Annotated in this window: 15 protein-coding genes and 1 pseudogene; 9 read left to right on the plus strand and 7 right to left on the minus strand. The window is 64.4% G+C overall.

Annotated elements, in window-relative coordinates:
• Positions 1-12: 12 nt before the first annotated feature.
• The 3 genes from ACFUNE_RS33425 to ACFUNE_RS33435 all read right to left on the minus strand — a co-directional run bounded on the left by ACFUNE_RS33425 (position 13) and on the right by ACFUNE_RS33435 (position 4236).
• The gene (locus tag ACFUNE_RS33425; RefSeq protein WP_383575824.1) at positions 13-1557 is read right to left on the minus strand and encodes a nucleic acid/nucleotide deaminase domain-containing protein; all 1545 of its coding nucleotides are present in this window, start codon (positions 1555-1557) and stop codon (positions 13-15) included.
• A 112-nt stretch (positions 1558-1669) separates the two neighbouring features.
• Entirely contained in the window at positions 1670-3067 is a 1398-nt protein-coding gene (locus ACFUNE_RS33430; protein WP_383575827.1) for a hypothetical protein, read from the minus strand.
• A 281-nt stretch (positions 3068-3348) separates the two neighbouring features.
• Entirely contained in the window at positions 3349-4236 is an 888-nt protein-coding gene (locus ACFUNE_RS33435; RefSeq protein WP_383575830.1) for a nucleic acid/nucleotide deaminase domain-containing protein, read from the minus strand.
• Positions 4237-4566: 330 nt separating this feature from the next.
• Here ACFUNE_RS33435 and ACFUNE_RS33440 point away from each other — a divergent pair, with 330 nt between their 5' ends.
• The 8 genes from ACFUNE_RS33440 (at position 4567) to ACFUNE_RS33475 (ending at position 12713) form a co-directional block, all read left to right on the plus strand.
• Positions 4567-4788, plus strand: a complete 222-nt coding sequence (locus ACFUNE_RS33440; protein ID WP_383575833.1) for a hypothetical protein — start codon at positions 4567-4569, stop codon at positions 4786-4788.
• 215 nt (positions 4789-5003) lie between these two features.
• On the plus strand, positions 5004-5648 hold the full coding sequence (locus ACFUNE_RS33445) for a Crp/Fnr family transcriptional regulator (RefSeq protein WP_383575835.1): 645 nt from the start codon (positions 5004-5006) through the stop codon (positions 5646-5648).
• Between the two features lie 153 nt (positions 5649-5801).
• The gene (locus ACFUNE_RS33450) at positions 5802-6710 is read left to right on the plus strand and encodes a hypothetical protein (RefSeq protein ID WP_383575839.1); all 909 of its coding nucleotides are present in this window, start codon (positions 5802-5804) and stop codon (positions 6708-6710) included.
• Positions 6707-8755 carry a hypothetical protein gene (locus ACFUNE_RS33455; RefSeq protein WP_383575842.1) on the plus strand — a complete coding sequence of 683 codons (2049 nt, stop codon included), beginning with the start codon at positions 6707-6709 and terminating at the stop codon, positions 8753-8755. Before ACFUNE_RS33450 ends, ACFUNE_RS33455 begins: the two co-directional genes overlap by 4 nt.
• The gene (locus ACFUNE_RS33460) at positions 8752-9663 is read left to right on the plus strand and encodes a hypothetical protein (RefSeq protein WP_383575845.1); all 912 of its coding nucleotides are present in this window, start codon (positions 8752-8754) and stop codon (positions 9661-9663) included. Before ACFUNE_RS33455 ends, ACFUNE_RS33460 begins: the two co-directional genes overlap by 4 nt.
• Before the next feature lie 50 nt (positions 9664-9713).
• Positions 9714-10181 (plus strand): Pycsar system effector family protein, encoded by a 468-nt coding sequence (locus ACFUNE_RS33465; RefSeq protein WP_383575848.1) that lies wholly within the window; start codon positions 9714-9716, stop codon positions 10179-10181.
• A 403-nt stretch (positions 10182-10584) separates the two neighbouring features.
• Positions 10585-10800, plus strand: coding sequence for a KTSC domain-containing protein (locus ACFUNE_RS33470; protein WP_383575851.1), 216 nt, complete (start codon positions 10585-10587; stop codon positions 10798-10800).
• Between the two features lie 56 nt (positions 10801-10856).
• Positions 10857-12713, plus strand: a complete 1857-nt coding sequence (locus ACFUNE_RS33475) for an AAA family ATPase (RefSeq protein ID WP_383575853.1) — start codon at positions 10857-10859, stop codon at positions 12711-12713.
• A gap of 539 nt (positions 12714-13252) precedes the next feature.
• Here ACFUNE_RS33475 and ACFUNE_RS33480 read toward each other — a convergent pair.
• The 3 genes from ACFUNE_RS33480 to ACFUNE_RS33490 all read right to left on the minus strand — a co-directional run bounded on the left by ACFUNE_RS33480 (position 13253) and on the right by ACFUNE_RS33490 (position 15054).
• The gene (locus ACFUNE_RS33480; protein WP_383575855.1) at positions 13253-13666 is read right to left on the minus strand and encodes a hypothetical protein; all 414 of its coding nucleotides are present in this window, start codon (positions 13664-13666) and stop codon (positions 13253-13255) included.
• Positions 13667-13755: 89 nt separating this feature from the next.
• Positions 13756-14391, minus strand: coding sequence for a hypothetical protein (locus tag ACFUNE_RS33485; RefSeq protein ID WP_383575857.1), 636 nt, complete (start codon positions 14389-14391; stop codon positions 13756-13758).
• Between the two features lie 57 nt (positions 14392-14448).
• Positions 14449-15054 (minus strand): hypothetical protein, encoded by a 606-nt coding sequence (locus ACFUNE_RS33490; RefSeq protein ID WP_383575860.1) that lies wholly within the window; start codon positions 15052-15054, stop codon positions 14449-14451.
• 314 nt (positions 15055-15368) lie between these two features.
• Between ACFUNE_RS33490 and ACFUNE_RS33495 the strand changes: the two genes are divergently transcribed.
• Positions 15369-15962 carry a hypothetical protein gene (locus tag ACFUNE_RS33495; RefSeq protein WP_383575862.1) on the plus strand — a complete coding sequence of 198 codons (594 nt, stop codon included), beginning with the start codon at positions 15369-15371 and terminating at the stop codon, positions 15960-15962.
• An 18-nt stretch (positions 15963-15980) separates the two neighbouring features.
• Here ACFUNE_RS33495 and ACFUNE_RS33500 read toward each other — a convergent pair.
• Positions 15981-16144: pseudogene (locus ACFUNE_RS33500) on the minus strand (IS481 family transposase); the annotation flags it as partial.
• Between the last annotated feature and the right edge of the window lie 131 nt (positions 16145-16275).

The following is a 16275-nucleotide window of genomic DNA, read 5'->3' on the forward strand; positions in this document are numbered from 1 at the left end:
CGGACCTATCTATCATGGGTGCCCTTGGGTCTGGTGACGCTTCTTCAATTCTGTCATGTATTCACGGTGTTCCTTGTCTCGCTGAGGATCCTTGGAGGAGAGTGTCTGGTCGTATGTGTTGGCGTGCTCTACTTCGAGTTTTGGGTTCTTGGACTTGAAGTATTCGTCGAGCCATTGGTCACACTTTGGGGATTTCTGACAGGGTTGCCGTTCGGTGTAGACCTTTGTGATGTTGGCTTCTTCGTTGTGCCGGAGGACGGGGTATCCGATTGTCCGTTCCGAGTGCGGCCCTTCGCTGTCACCGATGAGGATGATGGGCTTCTTCGTCGTCGGGTTCACGTATTCCGCCGCGGCAAAGTTGGTGCCGCCGTAGTCCTTTTTGGCAAACCGGGCGATTTCCGTGGCTCGAGACAGGGCGTTAGACCCTGGCGCAATCTTCTTGGAGACCACCGCGGGGCCGCCGCGTGTGTTCGGGATGGGGTACGGGTTAGTCCCTTTCGGCGGACGCCAGACCGTCCCATTCTTCTCCATGACGTTCCATATGCCGGACTTGTCATTTTCGGATACAGCGGACCTGCTGCCGTTTGCGTGTAGTTCCTGAACGGTTCCGTCAGCGTTGAGCAAGTACATCGGGACATCGTCGCCGTCGGGCTTCTTGCACTTGTCAAAGTCGTCTTTGGTGTCGCCGTCGGTGCCTTTGTGGTCCTTCTTACTCTTGTCGATCTTGCCGCCGTGGTCTTCGAGGGTCTTGACCATCTCGTCGGCCTTCTTGTCGACAGCGTCCTCGGCTTTGTCCATGACGGTGGAGAGCTTGTGGAAGCGGCTGTCCTTCTTCACTGACGTCTTGCGACCAGCTCCGCCGGCCTTGAACTCGCCCTTCTTCTTGTCGAAGTTGGTGGCGGTCTTCTTGTAGTCGCTGGCAGCACTTTCGAACTCGGCGAACTCGATGACCAGGTCCTGGGCCATGTCGGCGCTGCCAGCACCCATGACGTCCTGGGTGCTGGCGCCTCCGAGCTTGTCGGAGAACAGCTTCTCGATCTCCGAAAGGATCATGCCTTCGATCTTGTCGGTGACGATCGAGGTGATCTGCTCGATGGCGTAGTCGATGGCTTCCTGGATGATGAGTCGTGCGGCGGCGATGGCAGCGGCGGAGAGCAGGCCGCTGAGACCGGCGGTGAAGAACATGCCGATGACGCCTGCCGTGGCGGTGGCGGCGGTCGCTGTCAGTTTGCCGATGATCGCGACCTTGCAGGTGACGATGAGGCCGGCGCAGTCGTCGAGGGCACCGGCTAGGTCGTCAGTTCCTTTGGCGAAGGTCGCCAGGTCTCTCGTGGTGAGCTTGCCCCAGCGGCGGTCGATTGCGTTGACCGTCTCGCCTTTGCTCTTGCCGGCAACGATGTGAGAGCAGGCGTCGTTGCCTTCCTTGACGGCGTCGCGGACGCCTTCGGCTAGCTTCCGGTAGTCCTTGGCGGAGGCTTTGACGTCGTCCTCGTCGATCTGTGGCCAGTCGATGCCTACGAGGTCCAGGACCTCGACCAGGTCATCGGGCAGCGTCATCCCCATGTAGTTCCCCCCGTTAAGCGCCGACCTTGCTACCCTCCCCGGTCAGCTGAATGATCGTCAATCCGGCCCGTGTGAGAGCCGGGTGAAATCAGTCAACGGGCTCTCGCTACTGCACGACGCCTGCGTCAGCGGATGGAATCCGTGGGATGAGGGTGGTCAGAGACTCATCCATTCCGATCAAGATGCGGCCGTTCTCATCAAGGGCAACTGCGCGGACGGGGGGTCCAGGCCGGAACGTTCGCTGGATCCCTGTGTCCCAGTAGATGCACTCGACCGTACTGTCGCCCCAGGCGACCACGATTGCAGGCCCGTCGTGTGTGACTGCGGAGTCAAGGGACACGACGGGGCAGGGCCGCTGAAGGACGGGTTCGGTCATGGGTGCGCTGCCCGGTGACCATGCACGGACGGCGCCGTCTGCCCCGCCGCTGTAGAGGATCGGCGCGGTCACGCCGTCGCCCAGGGGGAGGTTGAGGGCTGTCAGGCCGTTCACAGGCCCATCATGCAGGCATGCAATGTCCGAAACGTCACCGAAAACCCGCACGGTGCCGGTGACATCGCCGAGCGCGAGGATGCCCAGGTCCTTGCCTGCTGCATGAGTGAGAGCCGTTCCGGTTTGATTGCGAAGGTTGTCCAGCAGGCGCTGCGTGCTGGTGGGCTCCTGCTCAAGCAGGCCCGCGAGGCCCGACTCTGCTGGTCGGGTCGCCCAGCCGGATTCGGCCTCGATACGGCCGTTCTCGTCCAGCATCAGCAGCGCGCCGTCCGGCATGACGGTCATTGCCACCGGCTGAAAGGAGAGGGTCGGCAGACGCCCTTGCGCGGTGGCATCTGCCAGGCACACGGCCTTCACTATCCCACCGGAGCCGGCCACCACCAGGCTGCCGGCAAGGGGCCCCGTGCCCACGGCCAGCGTCGCGACGGGGCCGGGCCAGGGTGGAGTCATATCCCCCCGCACCCGGCTCCATTCCATTCGCCAGTCCGCTGCTGCAGCAACAACGCGCAGTGCGGGCGCTATCCAGGGATCCGCACCGTCGCCCAGCGCGCTGAGAAGGTGCAGCGCTCGAGACGCCGGCCGCTGCTCCCTGCACAGGGCCTGCCCCACCCGGATCCAGGCAGCACGGAGCCCTCCGTGCTTGTGGTCATCGTCCCGGTCGTAAGCCGCGGTAACTTCCCACGGATCGGCTTCGCAGACGGCGACCGGATCCGACAGGTCCAGGTCCTCAGCCGCATTCGCAGGTCCCGGGCGGGCGGTGGCGTGGCTGTCGGGCATGTCAGCCACCCACTGTTCGTAACGTCTCTGGTCTCTCCACTGCTCGAGGTCCAGGTCCAGTTCCGCGCATGCGCCTGCGGACAGGAGGCGATGTGCGGGGCTCTGGGAGCGGGACTCGACGATCAGCCGGATATGCGGCAGGGCGACCAGGTCGAGTGCGAGCTCGGCGACGTCGTCTGTATGAAGATCCGGCAGGACAATGACCGTGCGCCGAGGGTCACGCTCAAGCGCCGTCACGAGTTCCCCCGGGGCCCGTGCCACGATGCCGAGCTGATCAGCAAGCGTCCAGACTGTGCCTCGCAGGCTCTGCCCCGCTGAGGGAACAACGGCGTGTACGGCGCGCTCAGCCGATGCCTCGCTCCCGCTGCCGTGGTGCACGAGCCAGGCGAGCAGCCCTGACTTTCCGCATCCCTGCGATCCGGACACCAGGCACAGACGAGGTGCTTGCGGATCGGCAAGCCAGCCCAGCAGAGCCGCGGCCGCGGGTTCACGTCCGGCGGCAGGGCGCTCCCAGCGCATCAGCGACGCCGTGCCTGTTCGGCGGTGTGCATGATCAGTTCCTTGAACCCCTCTTCGCGGGATTCAGTGGTCGCCCCGTAGTCGAAGCTGTGGGCGAACTGAGCCCGTGGGAACGTTTCCTGCATCCACACAGCACAGTAGTGCCCGGGCATGAGGCAGGGTTCCAGCTCGCAGTAGACCCTGCGTACGTGCTGCGGCTGTACACCTTCCCGGGAAAGACGACGCCAGATGATCTCTTCCGGATGCGGCTGACCAGGTCCCGTAGCCTCCGTGACGACCTGCTCGGCACCAGAGGAATCGACATACTCGAACGCGGCGGAAAACGGAAAGTTCAAGGTGTGCCGGACGTCGTCGAGGACACGAGGCCACCAGGCCTCACGCTCCTCGAAGGCCGCCGCATCGATCCGTCGCAGCTCCGCGGACAGATCGCGGAAGACAGCCGCAGCCTCGCCGAGACCCGAGGACGCTGCGATCAGCGGCTGTGCGCGGTCAAGCGCCAGAAGAGACGCACTCATCGTCGAGATATCCGTGTTGACGAACATGTCATCCGCCACACTGTTCAGCAGGACAGCCTGAACGGCACCATCGGGCCTCACACACAGGTGGGCCAGCCCGTCGAACCCGATGCGCGGCCACCTTTCCATTTCCGCATGCGGTCGTGGTCCCGCTGAACGTGCAGCGACAACACCCAGGGCTACCGGCTCATCTCCCAGCGGAGCTTGAAAGTACGGAGCGATGCCTACCGGTACACCGGTCCGCTCCAGAAAAACCGTCCCCGCCTCCGACAAGCGGACACCCGACAGACTGGCCCGCCCGAATCGTCGCAATCCCTCACGGCCGAAGTGCTGAACCAGCTCATCGCGGCTCTCCGGAACGGGGGATGGCATGGGGAAACCTCGCAATACAGACAGACGGCCAATGGTCACAGAGGACTCTACGGGTAGTGAGCGGATGAGTTGAGGCGTGCTGGCCGGACTGGGCTGGTCGGTCGGCGATGGGACGCGTGAGGCTGGTTTCTCCGCCGAATTTTGTGGCTGCGGTTGGAGCCGGGGGCCTGGACTGCTGTGCGAGCTGCGAAGCGGCTGACCAAGGCGGCGGCCCACAAGCTGATCGGCGCATCTGCGACTCGCATCCACGAGCGGGCGGGTGGGCATCCCCTATTCACCGGGTGCCGTCTTCGATGGCGGCAACTTCTCAATCAGCCACTTTCGAGGTGTGTGGTCGCCTTCGACCGCGCGCCGTTCAGCGGCGGCGTGGTCTCGTTCCTTGGCGCGACGTTCAGCGACGGCACGGTCACCTTCGCCTTCGCGAGGCTCGCCGGTGGCATGGTCTCCTTCGCCGACGCCACGTTCACCGGTGGCACGGTCGACTTCATCAGCGCAACGTTCAGCGGGAGCTCGTTTGGCTGGCGCCCTGTTCCTACACCGGCGGGCGACTAGCCGCTCCTCGGGTCGCTCCCTGCGGACCGTATTGGTGCGCCAATCGGGAACACCTTCATCCTTCGGCCAGAACTCCTCGAGGCAGTCACGGTGAGATCAGCAGCCGTTACCGGACATAGTCGCCCACTGACGAGTCGAGAAGGTCCGATCGGCGTAGAACTCAATGGGTGACAGCTGCGGACTGTCGCTGGTGAGCCAAACGGGAAAGGTGACGGGTGCTGTCCGACGAGGTCTGGAATGAGCTACGGCATCAGGGGACAGCGCGCGCCTTTCGTGCGCGCAGCGTGATGCTCAGGCAGGGCACGGCGGGAACGTACCTGCTAGCCCTCACCGAGGGCCTGGCCAAAGTGATACGCCGGGAACCGGAGGGCATTGTGACGTGGCTGGCCTTCCGAGGGCCTGGGGAGTTGCTCGGCGAAGTCTCCGTCTTCCATGGCACGCCGCGCACAGCAGACGTGGTCGCTCTGACCCCGTGTACCGCCGTCGTGCTGGAGGCTGATCGGTTTCGCCGGTTCGTCGAAGAGCGTGGCCTCATCATGGACTTGATGCGCCAGGCCCTATCGAGGCTACGCGAGTCGGACACGCACCGCAGCGAACTGCTGACCCTGCCGCTGGTCGTTCGACTTGCACGGGCACTTGTGCGACTGATCGAGCTCAACACACACGGCACTAAATCGGATGCTGTAAGGCTGACCGGCTTGAGCCAGGAGGAACTCGCCCAGGCTATCGGGGTAACACGCAACGCGGTCATTACCGGGCTCCAGCAGTTGCGTCAAGCCGGCGCGGTGGAGACGGCTCGCAGAGTAATCGTGGTCAAGGACCTGCGGGCACTACGGCATTGGGCCGAGGGCGCTCTCTAGCCTTGTCCGGCACGTCGTCGTCCGCGACACCTTCGTCACGACCTCGCTGTGACGTGGGGCACCCTCGCAGTGCCCTGCGCTGTGCAGTCGGGTGAGCGGAAGCAGGGGAATCTCGGAACTGCCGGCCCCGGCTTCGTTCACGAGGAGATCACAATGTCCACGCAGATGCCCGTCCCGTATGCCGAGAGCCGTCCGCTTCCCCCTTACCGGGCTTTGCTCGCGGTCGATGCCAAAGACTTCACCGGCCTTCCCGCCTCGCAGCACGGGCCGGTGAGCCAGCTGATCCCGGAGCTTGTGGACCAGGCCTTGGAACGCGCAAAGCTCCACGAGCTGCGCGACGCGAAACGATTTCCGGCCAGCACTGGGGACGGGGTGGTGTTCGGCTTCGACCCGTCATGGCTGCCCTATGTTCTCTGGCCGTTTCTCGGCGTGCTGGACGACACCCTCGGCGCGTACAACAGGCAGTCCGTGGGCCCCCGTATCCGGCTCCGGGCCAGCATCCATGTCGGCCCGCTGCCTGACGCGGGAGATCAAGGCGATGGCAACGGAACGGCCCGCAACGACACGCACCGGTTGCTGGACTCACGCCCAGTCAAAGCCATCCTCGCCGCGGCGAGCGAACAGGTCACGCATCTGGTCAGTATCATCTCACAGCGCGTTTACGAGGACGCCGTGCTCGGCGCGTACACCGGACTTCACCCCGATCGTTGCGTGGAAGTCCCGGCCACCGTGGAAGGCAAGGCCTTCTCTCAGCGCGCCTGGCTGTACGTCCCTTCCCCCTCGGGGAACCTCGTCCGGGCCGGCGTGGAACCGCGTGAGGAGTTCGCGGAGCAGACCGCTGAGTCTGTCCATGAAGAGCGGGACACCATGGCCGGGGCCGAGACGCACTACAGCGGCAATACGCAGCGTGTAGGGGGCGGTGCCGCGGTGATGGGCAATGTGGGTCGGGACTTCAAGTACACCGGCCCCTCTACGTCGTATCGCGGCACCAACCAGCACTGGGGCGGCGGCGACAACGTGTCGGGCGACAAGCGGATCGGTGAATCCGGGGACCCTCGGTGAGCACTGCTACGAACGCCGCTCCCCTCTCAACCGGTACTGACGCTGATGCGGACAACCGCGCAGATGCAGGCCACTCCTACCGTGACAACCAACAACGCCTAGAGCAGGGCATGGCCGTCATGGGCGGCATCGCGGGCAACGTCACCGTGATCAACGGCGTGCAGATGGACGAGGCCGTCGCAGAGCACGTCTTCAAGCCCCGTTTGAGAGAGGGACCCTACCCAGCGGACGAGGTCACAGCCCGGTTGCATGGGTTCGTCGAACCACCGGCTTACGCACAATGCCGAAAGATTCTGGACAGCCACCTCCTAATACTGTGGGCCGGCAGCAGCACAGGCGTGAGCACCACTGCGTTCGCGCTACTGGCGGACTGCCACGGGGTCAACGCCATCACCGGTCTGGACTGCCCCGAGGACCTGGCACGGTGGCGTCCCAAAGAAGCCCGCGGCTACGTACTTCAGGGCCTGACCCCGCGAGCCGCCGCCTCGCTCAGCGAGGCGGCGCTCAACGCGCTGGCCGCGCTGCTCCGCGACGCTCGTGCCCACCTGGTCGTCACGGTCGGGGCGGACACGGCTCTCCCCCGTGAGTCAAAGCCTTGGCAGTGCGTGCACCGTCCGCCGTTGCCAGCCGTTGTAGCCGCCAGACAGCTGAACGCCATGGCTGAGGAGGGTGACCTCTCCCCTGGGCAGGTGTCTGCAGCTCGAGAACACCTCAGCTCGCCAGACTTCAGCAGTTACCTGCGCGATCATCCTCTGCCCCAGGACGCTGTTGCGGTCGCTGAAGGGCTGCGTGATCTCGTCGTGTCGGAGAGAGCCGCGTCGTCCGTGCTTGAGGAGTTACGGGCCGGCAGTCCCGCGGCAGCTCACCAGGCATTGGCAGCGTCCCGTCACAGAGCGGACAGCCTTTCACTGATGGCGGCCATCTCGCTCCTGGCAGGACAGGACCGCACGATTGTCGAGGAATTCAGTGTGTCGCTGCGACCTCTCATCGACGAACGCTGTGCCCCGGCATCCGGGAGGCCGGACACGGCCGCAGAGCGTGACCTGCTCGGGTCGGCCTTCCACGATCGGTTGGAGGCCGTCGGTGCCCGTCTCATGCCGCCTCGGTTCACAGCCGGGCAGCGCTACCCCGTCCAGGCAGTCGCGTTCTTCGGCCAGCACCGCTCGGAGAGCCTGCTGAGGTGCCTTCTGCTGGACTACGAAGGCATGACTGCCGTGCTGTGGAAAGCTCTGAGTCTGTCCCCTCACCACTCGGGAGTCGAGCTGGCCGCCGGGCGGGCACTCGGGAAGACTCTCGCGCACGCTACCGGTCCGAACACCCTGCGTCAGTTGGCGCCGTTCGCTGCCTCGGAGTACCGCTGGCATCGCCGCCTGGTCTCCTATGCACTGGGTGAGCTGGCGGAGCGCCCCTCCCACACCGCAGCAGTAGGCGAGCAGCTGAGACAGTGGAGCCGGTCTGCCGCGGTGACCCTTCACTGCACAGTCGCCGAGACCTGTGCCAGCAGCTACGGTTTGGCACGGCCGACCACCGCTCTCAGGCTCATGGATACGGCCCTCTCCAGACCAGGGGAAGAGCTTGACAGCAGAGTCCGCACCGCTGTCTCCTTCGCTCTCAGCGTCCTACTCTCCGAGAAGGCCAACCGCATCCTGGTCCTGGATCATCTGCTCTCCTGGCAGCGGGCAGACCAGGGCACACAGCACCACACGATGGCAGTGCACGTCATCAAAGCGATGAGTGAAGGGGCCTTCCCCTCAGCCAGAGCCCGGGGGCTGCATCGCGTACGGCTCGCGGACCTCCTCACGTATGACTTCGAGCGAGCATTCGACCTCGTGGTCACGGCGTTGGGCGATCCAGATACCTACGAGGCGATGTCGGCGGGGTTGTTCCTGATCGAGCGCGACCCGGAACAAAGTCGACAGACCGCGTTCCCGTACATGTTGGGCGAACTCGCCGGGGTGGCACGCAGTCATCGTGGTGCCCTTCGCTTTCTGCTGCGCCGTCACCGATCCCGCAACTCGTTCACAGCCGAAGGACTCACATCATGACCGGTCCGCTCATCACGCCTCTGGTCTCCTCCCCTGTCTGGCAACTGCTCCGTCACCATCTCAGCGCGCCGAGCGACCGGGCGCTGGTGTTCCTCGCCGACACTGAGGACGACGACGGGATGCTGCCGCCACGCAGTGGCGACATCTGGGGTTACCCACGTCCGACTCGACGTGCCGTACGGGAGGGCGCCTTCCACAGCATCGTGTGGGTCTCGCTGGCCGAGCAGCGGATCTCGGTGGACGTTCCCCGCCGGCCACCGAAATCCCCCGCCCGCTACGGGGTCAGCTGGAGAATCAGCAACCCTGTCGTCGCGGCCAGGTCGCAGATTACCGAAGAGCAAGCCCAGCAGCTGGTGGCCAGCCATATCAACGAACACGCCTCTCTGCCCGGAGTCCCTGACCCGCTGCGCAAAGCGCCGCCGTATTTCGCGACGACCGAGGCCGTGCCGCCTGGCCAGCCCCATCCAATTCACGGCTCAGGTCTCACGTATTGGTTCTTGGATCCCCCGGCCGCACTGCTGCCCACGCCCGGTTCCGGTTCGGCACCGGCCCTGCCCGCTGGTTTCGGCGAAGCCCACCGTGAGGCATACCGCTTCTATCGAGAGGTCGTCGCGGGCGGTCCCGTCGGTCTCGCAGCCCTGTGGCTACTGCATCAGCCTGACCAAGCACGCGAGGTGCTCGACTGGACCGTTGCCCACCGCACCCTACTAAGCGATCCGGACAGTTGGGAGCACACCCTCGCCGCCACGCTGCAGTCGCTAACACCGGAAGACCGCAGTTTCGTCGGCGTCAACCTCGCACGGGTGCTCAGCGACGTCGGAGTCCCACAAGGCGACGAAGTGCTGCGGCGCATCGGCACCGACAACGGCCCGGGAGATGCCAACAATCTGTATGAGGACTTCCGATGACTCCCCTCCTTCGCTTACGGCGCCGTCCAACAGCTCCCGAGCCGGCCGATGTGGTGGAGCTGTCCCGTGAGCTGATCGCTCAGAACCACATTGAGATAGGCAGGGCCGACGGCAAGGCCGCGGTCCTGCTCGCAGCGGGACTGTCCCTGTTCGGGCTCCTCCTGGTCCGCCGACCGCCCGGTGCGCTGTGGCCCCAGCCACTGTGGTGGACAGCCTCTGTCACGACAACGCTGGCCTTGATCTTCCTTCTGGCAGCCTTACTCCCCCGCCGTGGTCCAAGAGTCTGGGAGAGCCTCGGATCCGTGGCCTACTACGACGACGTGGTCAGGGCGGACAAGCAAGCAGAGCTCTCCTCCGGGCTCCTCCTGAGCAGCGCAGACCCCCATGGCAGACTGTTCCGCGCTCTGACCGCAACCAGCCGCATCGTCCGCATAAAGAACAGGTGTGTCCTCGGGGCAGTGCTCATGTTGCTGCCGGCTGTCACATCGGTATGCGCCGCGCTGCTCTACGAGACTTGATGCCCTCGACAACTGGGCAACCTGGCACAACGAAGACTGTTCCCGATCACTGTAGTCGTCAGCTCCCTGCCGGTGCTCGTCGCCCCAGGGCCTCCCGGCACTGACGTCGCTCTGGTTCTCCTTGCCAGTTCCGCGTGCTTCGTTGACTCTGGTGCCTTCTGATCCACGGAGGCATCAGTACTGCCATCGCAGCTGTGGGCGGCCTCGTGTTCGGTTGCACGGTGCATGCATCAGCCCTCACCGTGGCTGGGGAACCCGGCGTCCGAGGATGCCTTGCTGGCGACGATGCCCGAACCGCTAGGCACCGATGGCACTTCGCACCGACAGGGCATTCGGCCTCGTGCACAGCGCTATTATTTTGTTCATTCGTGCAACGCCCGGCACGTAGGCCGCAGGAGGCACTTTGTTACATGAGCCGGTTCAGTCGACGAACGTCCGTTCGGTGGGCTACAGCGAGTCAGATCGTGTGCTTGAGGTGGCCTTCCACAGCGGAAGGCTGTACCGCTACGACGGTGTGTCCGCGGACGTTCACGCGGCGCTGATGGCCGCCCCCAGCAAGGGTCGTCATCTGGCTCGATTCATCGTGGACCAGTTCCCATACCGTCAGATCTCAGGCTGACACCCGAAGTTTTCTGTTTATCCGAACCGTTCGATCGTTGTCGAGTTGAGGCATGCGTGCAGATCTGCTCCGTTTCCGTTGAGGGCTTCCGCTGCCTCGCGAACATCGATGATGTTCCGGTCCTGCCACAGACGGTCCTCACGGGCCAGAACGAGGGTGGAAAGAGCACCCTGCTCGACGCGCTGGACTTCCTGCTGCACGGGTCGCCACTGAGCGAACGGGATCTCACCTACGTCGGCGGCGGGATCTTGCCGGAGGCGCCACTCGAAGTGGACATGGTCGCCGCGCATGCGCGAGTGGCTCAGACGACAGTGACGGGCGATTTCATCCTCAGCGCGGCTGAGGAGGCGCATTTCGACTTGCCTGAGCATGTACTGATCCGCCGCCGTTACCGGCCGGAGGCGGGCACCTTCCTGGAGATCCGGCGCCGCGTTTGCAAGGATCCGGAACTGCGTGACCTGGAATCGGTGAAGCTGACGATGCTCAAGGAGCTGGCGGTGGCTCGCGGGGTCCAGCCGGTCGGTCAAGCGAACGCGAAGAACAGTTGGGAGCAGCCGCTTCGGGAGCTGGCCCAGCAGATGGAGCAGGTCGACGCATGGGTGGCGGCGGACTCCGAGGTAGCTGCTGCGCTGCCGTCGATGGTGTACTTCAAGGGCGATTCGGTTCAGGCTCCTGAAGCGGTGGTCCAGAGTTTGCTCAACTCCCGGCTGCGCGAGTACACGCGTGCTGATGAGGTGGCCAAGCGTGTATCGGAGCTTGAGAATTACCTTGCCGAGTCGCTGACGGAGGACATCGATAGCATCCGCGGGCACATCGCCGAGCGGTGCTCTTTGCCCTCGGTGGAACTGGATCCGCAGGTGCAGGTGCGCCCGGCCCTGGTCGGGGTCGAGTTGAGCATCGTGGATTCACAGGGCCGTCGGTACCCGCTCTCGTCGGCGGGAACCGGTCGCTCACGCCGGATTTCGCTGGCCTTGTGGGAGAGCAGCAACGACCTGGGGCAGCACGACTCGACGCAAGGCCTCGACGCGGATGTCGTGTTCGTCTACGACGAGCCCGATACGCACCTGGACTACTCCCATCAGCGACGCATCATGGCGCTCATCCAGCTGCAGTCGTCACGTCCCAACGCGCGCGTCATCGTGGCGACGCATTCGCTCAACCTGATCGACGGCGTCGACATCTCCTCTGTGGTGCATCTGCGCACTCACCACGGCACAGTGCGGGCCGAGGTGCTGAGCGAGGACAGCGCGGATATGGATGTGCGCCGTCACCTGTCGACGATCGCGACCACGCTGGGGTTCCGCAACAGTGTCCTGCTGCACGAGCGGTTCTTCGTCGCGGTGGAGGGCGTGTCCGAGACCTCTGCGTTCCCGCTCCTGTTCCGCAAGTACGCCGGAGTACCCATTCAGTCCGCCGGGATCTGTCTATGGGCCGGCGGAAGCAACGAGGGTGCCCTGCGGTTTGCCAAGTTCCTCAAGGAGCACGGCCGCGACGTTGCATTTGTCGTTGACAAGGACAGCCGCACCCATCAGAAGCGTGCCTTTCGGGATGACAAGCTCAAGGAGCATGGCTTCGACCTCAAGAAGGAGTGCCTCTACCTCGGCTCCCCCAATGAGCTCGAGGACCTGTTCACTGACGACGACTGGGCCGAGACCGCCAACGCCCTGTGGAAGCCCAACGCTGAGCGGGGGGCCTGGTTGCCCGAGGAAGTCAACGAACTACGCGCGGGGAAGTTCAGCTCTCAACTGCTGGACTTGTTCAAGACCGGCTCGGCCGATGGGCCGAAGGGCAAGGAAGACCTCATGATCGGCATTGCCGCACACATCACCAAGGACCGGATCCCCGAGGCGCTGTCAACAGTCTTCGATTCCCTGGTCACGCGAGCCCAGAGCGCGGGGCCCCATCTTTGGTAGACGCTGCGGGGGCGGCCTGACGCGCCGCACGCCGCGCTTTCATGCGCGTGAGGCGCTGCTCCCGGGTCGGCTCCTGCCATGTGTGCAGGCCGACCGAGGCCACCCACTGGGAGCCGTGGTGGCCTTGGTCATCGCCGCACCAGCGGCAGCCGTCAGGAGAAGGCAGCTCCTTGCGATGTACGCGTATAACCCGTCCGTCAGCCATGGAACACCGCCTGTGTTCGTCGGAACGCCTTCGATGTGAATACTTCCCCCGGAAGTTCATACTCAAAGATTCCCACATGCCACTGACAGTCCGCCGCTCGAATCACGCCCGCGGCAGGTCCTCAGTACGGGGCGGCCTGTTCCGAAGTCGGCGTGAACGATGCCGCGGGGCTAGCTGATCGGAGCGGCCCGCAGCACCGTGCCGTTGGCCGGCTGAGCCTTTCAGACGTAGCTCACACCTGACGGGGCCGCCCGGGCAGGCGATCCGATTTACCCACCACGGAGCCTCCAAGGCTGCGGACCGATGCCTCGCCGGGAGGGTCCGCCATTCAAGGCTAGGGGGCGGCAACCTGGGGTGTTGGGCGGCGCACAAGGCTAACCTCGGTGGGCCTGGGCTGGTCCCTGCTAAGGATGCCCAGGACTACGGGCTCGACCCCTAGCTTCAGCGTAGCGTTCTGTAGCGTCTCACGCAGGTAGGGGTGAGCGGTGAAGTACGAATTGCTCTCGACGTATGCGGCAATGGCCTCTTGCGAGGGCGTGGGGCCGTCGTCGAGCGTGTAGTCGATGACGACCACGATCTCGACTTCCGCGAGCGATTGCTCGTCGTGGTCCTGCAGGGTCACGGTTTGGGTGAATCGAGCAGCGAAGCGCGGTGCTTCGAGGAGCACTTCGCACGGTTCGACGGTGATGACGACTTTGGCGACGTCTAGCGGCGGATCTTCGATGGTCTCGGCGCGCAGACGCTGCACTCTTACGTCGTTCAGGTGCAGTCGAGTGTGGAGCTCGGAGACCTGCTCATGAACGTCGCCTGGGGTCGCTCTCGAAGAAACTGTGGTGTTCATCGTTGGGTACCCGGCTCGGCGAAGAGACGCCGTCCGTTCGGGCCGGACGGCACGTCTTCCCCCAGAAGTGCACTGGTAGCTTCGAGGGTCCGCGTGAGGCTGGCCGTGCTCGTCCGGCGCCAACGATCCGTCTGGGGCGACTCGCACAGAGCGGCGTTGACACGCGCAACCTGCTGGGCGTCAAGGTGGGCCGTGCCTGGTTCCAGGTCCAGGCAATACTGCGCCTTGAGCCAGGCCATCACCTCAGGCCACACCCAGATCTTGGTTGTGGTTTGGCCTTGGCCGACGGTTGAGCGTGCGGCAGGGAAAGGCTTGCCTGTCGTTCGTCGCTTCCCTGTCGCCCACAGGCGGACAGCCTCATGGCTCAGGCCGGCGCGGGCCGCAATGTCGGCGAGCGAGACGAACTGCTCGTCCACGCGCTCCACGACGGCATGCGGCAGTTCACGCTTGATGTGGTGCGCTGCTGCGACTACGGAAGCCACTGGGTCCGGCTGAGTCGTGTACACGCTGGCCAGCACCTGCCCTGCTACCTGACGCCAGCCGAGATCAGACAGACTCAGTGCCAGCTTCTCAACTGTCTCGTCGTCGTCAAGGCTGATATTGCGGATAACAAGAGGAACGCAAAATTCCACGGAGTACCCCCTCCTCCTTAGCTACACCATACCCGGATGTTGGACTTCTCCAACACGTTAAGCGGGATCAGAGATGGCCGCATTCCCACTCGCGCGCATTCGCCCGAAAAGACCTTCACCGCGTGTCCTGATCTGCTCGATCCTGGACCGCAGGAGGTCGACCGACTGGCTCTGGGGCAGGTCCTCGATCAGCTCCTCGGCCTTGTCGGTCTGCCCACCGGCGCCGATCACCAGGACCTCTATCTCCTGGGGAGTGGGAGGACAGCCCAGGAGGCTGTCCTGCGGAAGGTCGGCGAAGACTTCCACGATGAGAGCATCGGCCACCTTGTCGAGATGCACGGCCTGGTCCAGAAGCTTCGCCGCTTCACCGGCGGCAGTTTCGGCCTCATCAAGCAGTTCCTCGACCTCGGCCTTCTTGTCTGCGGCCAGCAGGCACAGCTCCGCAGCGTGAAGGTTCCTTTCGGCACCATCCAGGAGCAGGCCGGCCCGCTGGAGCATCTGACCATGCGCCTGCACAGCAAGGTGACTGCATCTATCGATCGTCTTGGACGCGTCTCGCGCGACGGATTCAGCCCCCCTGCCGGAACTGCAGAGGAGGATCCTGCAGGGCTCTTCACCATCACGGTCGCAGAAGATCATCCCCCAGGCATGCCCGTCGATCATTTTCAGGCTCCACCCAGCCGACCGGGCATAGGCGAGGACTGCGCGCCACCAGCCCTCTGGATGCCTGGGCCACTGCTCACTGGGTTCGTACCAGCGACTCATCGCGTTTCTCCGTCCCCCATCGGCCGCAAGCTGCCGCACTCCCCCAACTGGCGGGCCGCGATGGCCCATCCCCTCTCAGGATGCGCCCAGAAACGCTCCGACCAACAGCATTCGGTAGCAAGCACCTTGAATGCACCCCGTAGCAGCGAGAACGGGATGCACCCGAACATCTTCGCACACTTCATGTAGTTGTTAGAGTACTCAAAGTAGCCATGGAGCATGATGCGCAGGTATCGGGTGATCAAATGAAGCTGACTGTCTACCAGTTCGAGGGAACAGCTGCCGAGCTGGATGCCTCGGAACTCGTACGCAAGTTGACCGAACATCGTAAATGCTTACCTTCGGGCCCGCTCACGGCCCCAGCGCCGAATGAGACCTGGACGTCGGCACGCATCCCTGGGGTGGCCGAGGAGGGACAGGCCGCCGTGAGGGCCCAGTTGGCGCGCAACTCGACCTCGCACGTGCTGCTCCAGTTCCTGAGGCAGGCTGCGCAGTGGGACAACGTGGGGGTGCACGGCATCAAGCGCAAGGGTGCACCCGCGGGTACCCCGCTCGACTACAGCCGCTATCTCAGAATGCGCAAGCGGGGTTCGCAGTTCGGCGGATTCGCCTACCTCTGGGCAGAGTCGGGCATCGTGAATCTTCGACTCGACCACAGCCACGAGCAGCTCGCGAAGATGGGCGTCACCCGCGCTCGCACCCTCACGACCGGCCATCGGGCCTACCGTGTCAGCGTCGACCTCGTCGACGAAGTCAGTCTGTCCGACGCCCTGCAACTCGCGGAGCTGGCTTACGCGGCAACGTAGGACACCCCCATGTGCTCACTAGGTGTATGCACCCGCAGTGTTGTTGACGCGACTGATCGAGGCTGGCGTCCGAGGGCGGTGTCGCAGCGGTGGTGGTTGTAGGTGTGGAAGAAGGCTGACAGGGCGGCTGTTTGCTCGTCGTTGGAGGTGTAGGGCCGCAGGCAGGCCCACTCGTCGGCGAGGGCCTCACGTTGTGGCCCAACCGCGGTGACGGTGGGTGTGAAAAGGGCAGTGTGCCGGGGCAGTGACAAGGCTGCTGAGGTTAGGGTTCGTTCAGACTCATGCTCGGGGCAGACATTCCGGTGAAGCCAGG

The organism is Streptomyces sp. NPDC057287 (genome assembly GCF_042667905.1).
Taxonomy (GTDB): Bacteria; Actinomycetota; Actinomycetes; order Streptomycetales; family Streptomycetaceae; genus Streptomyces.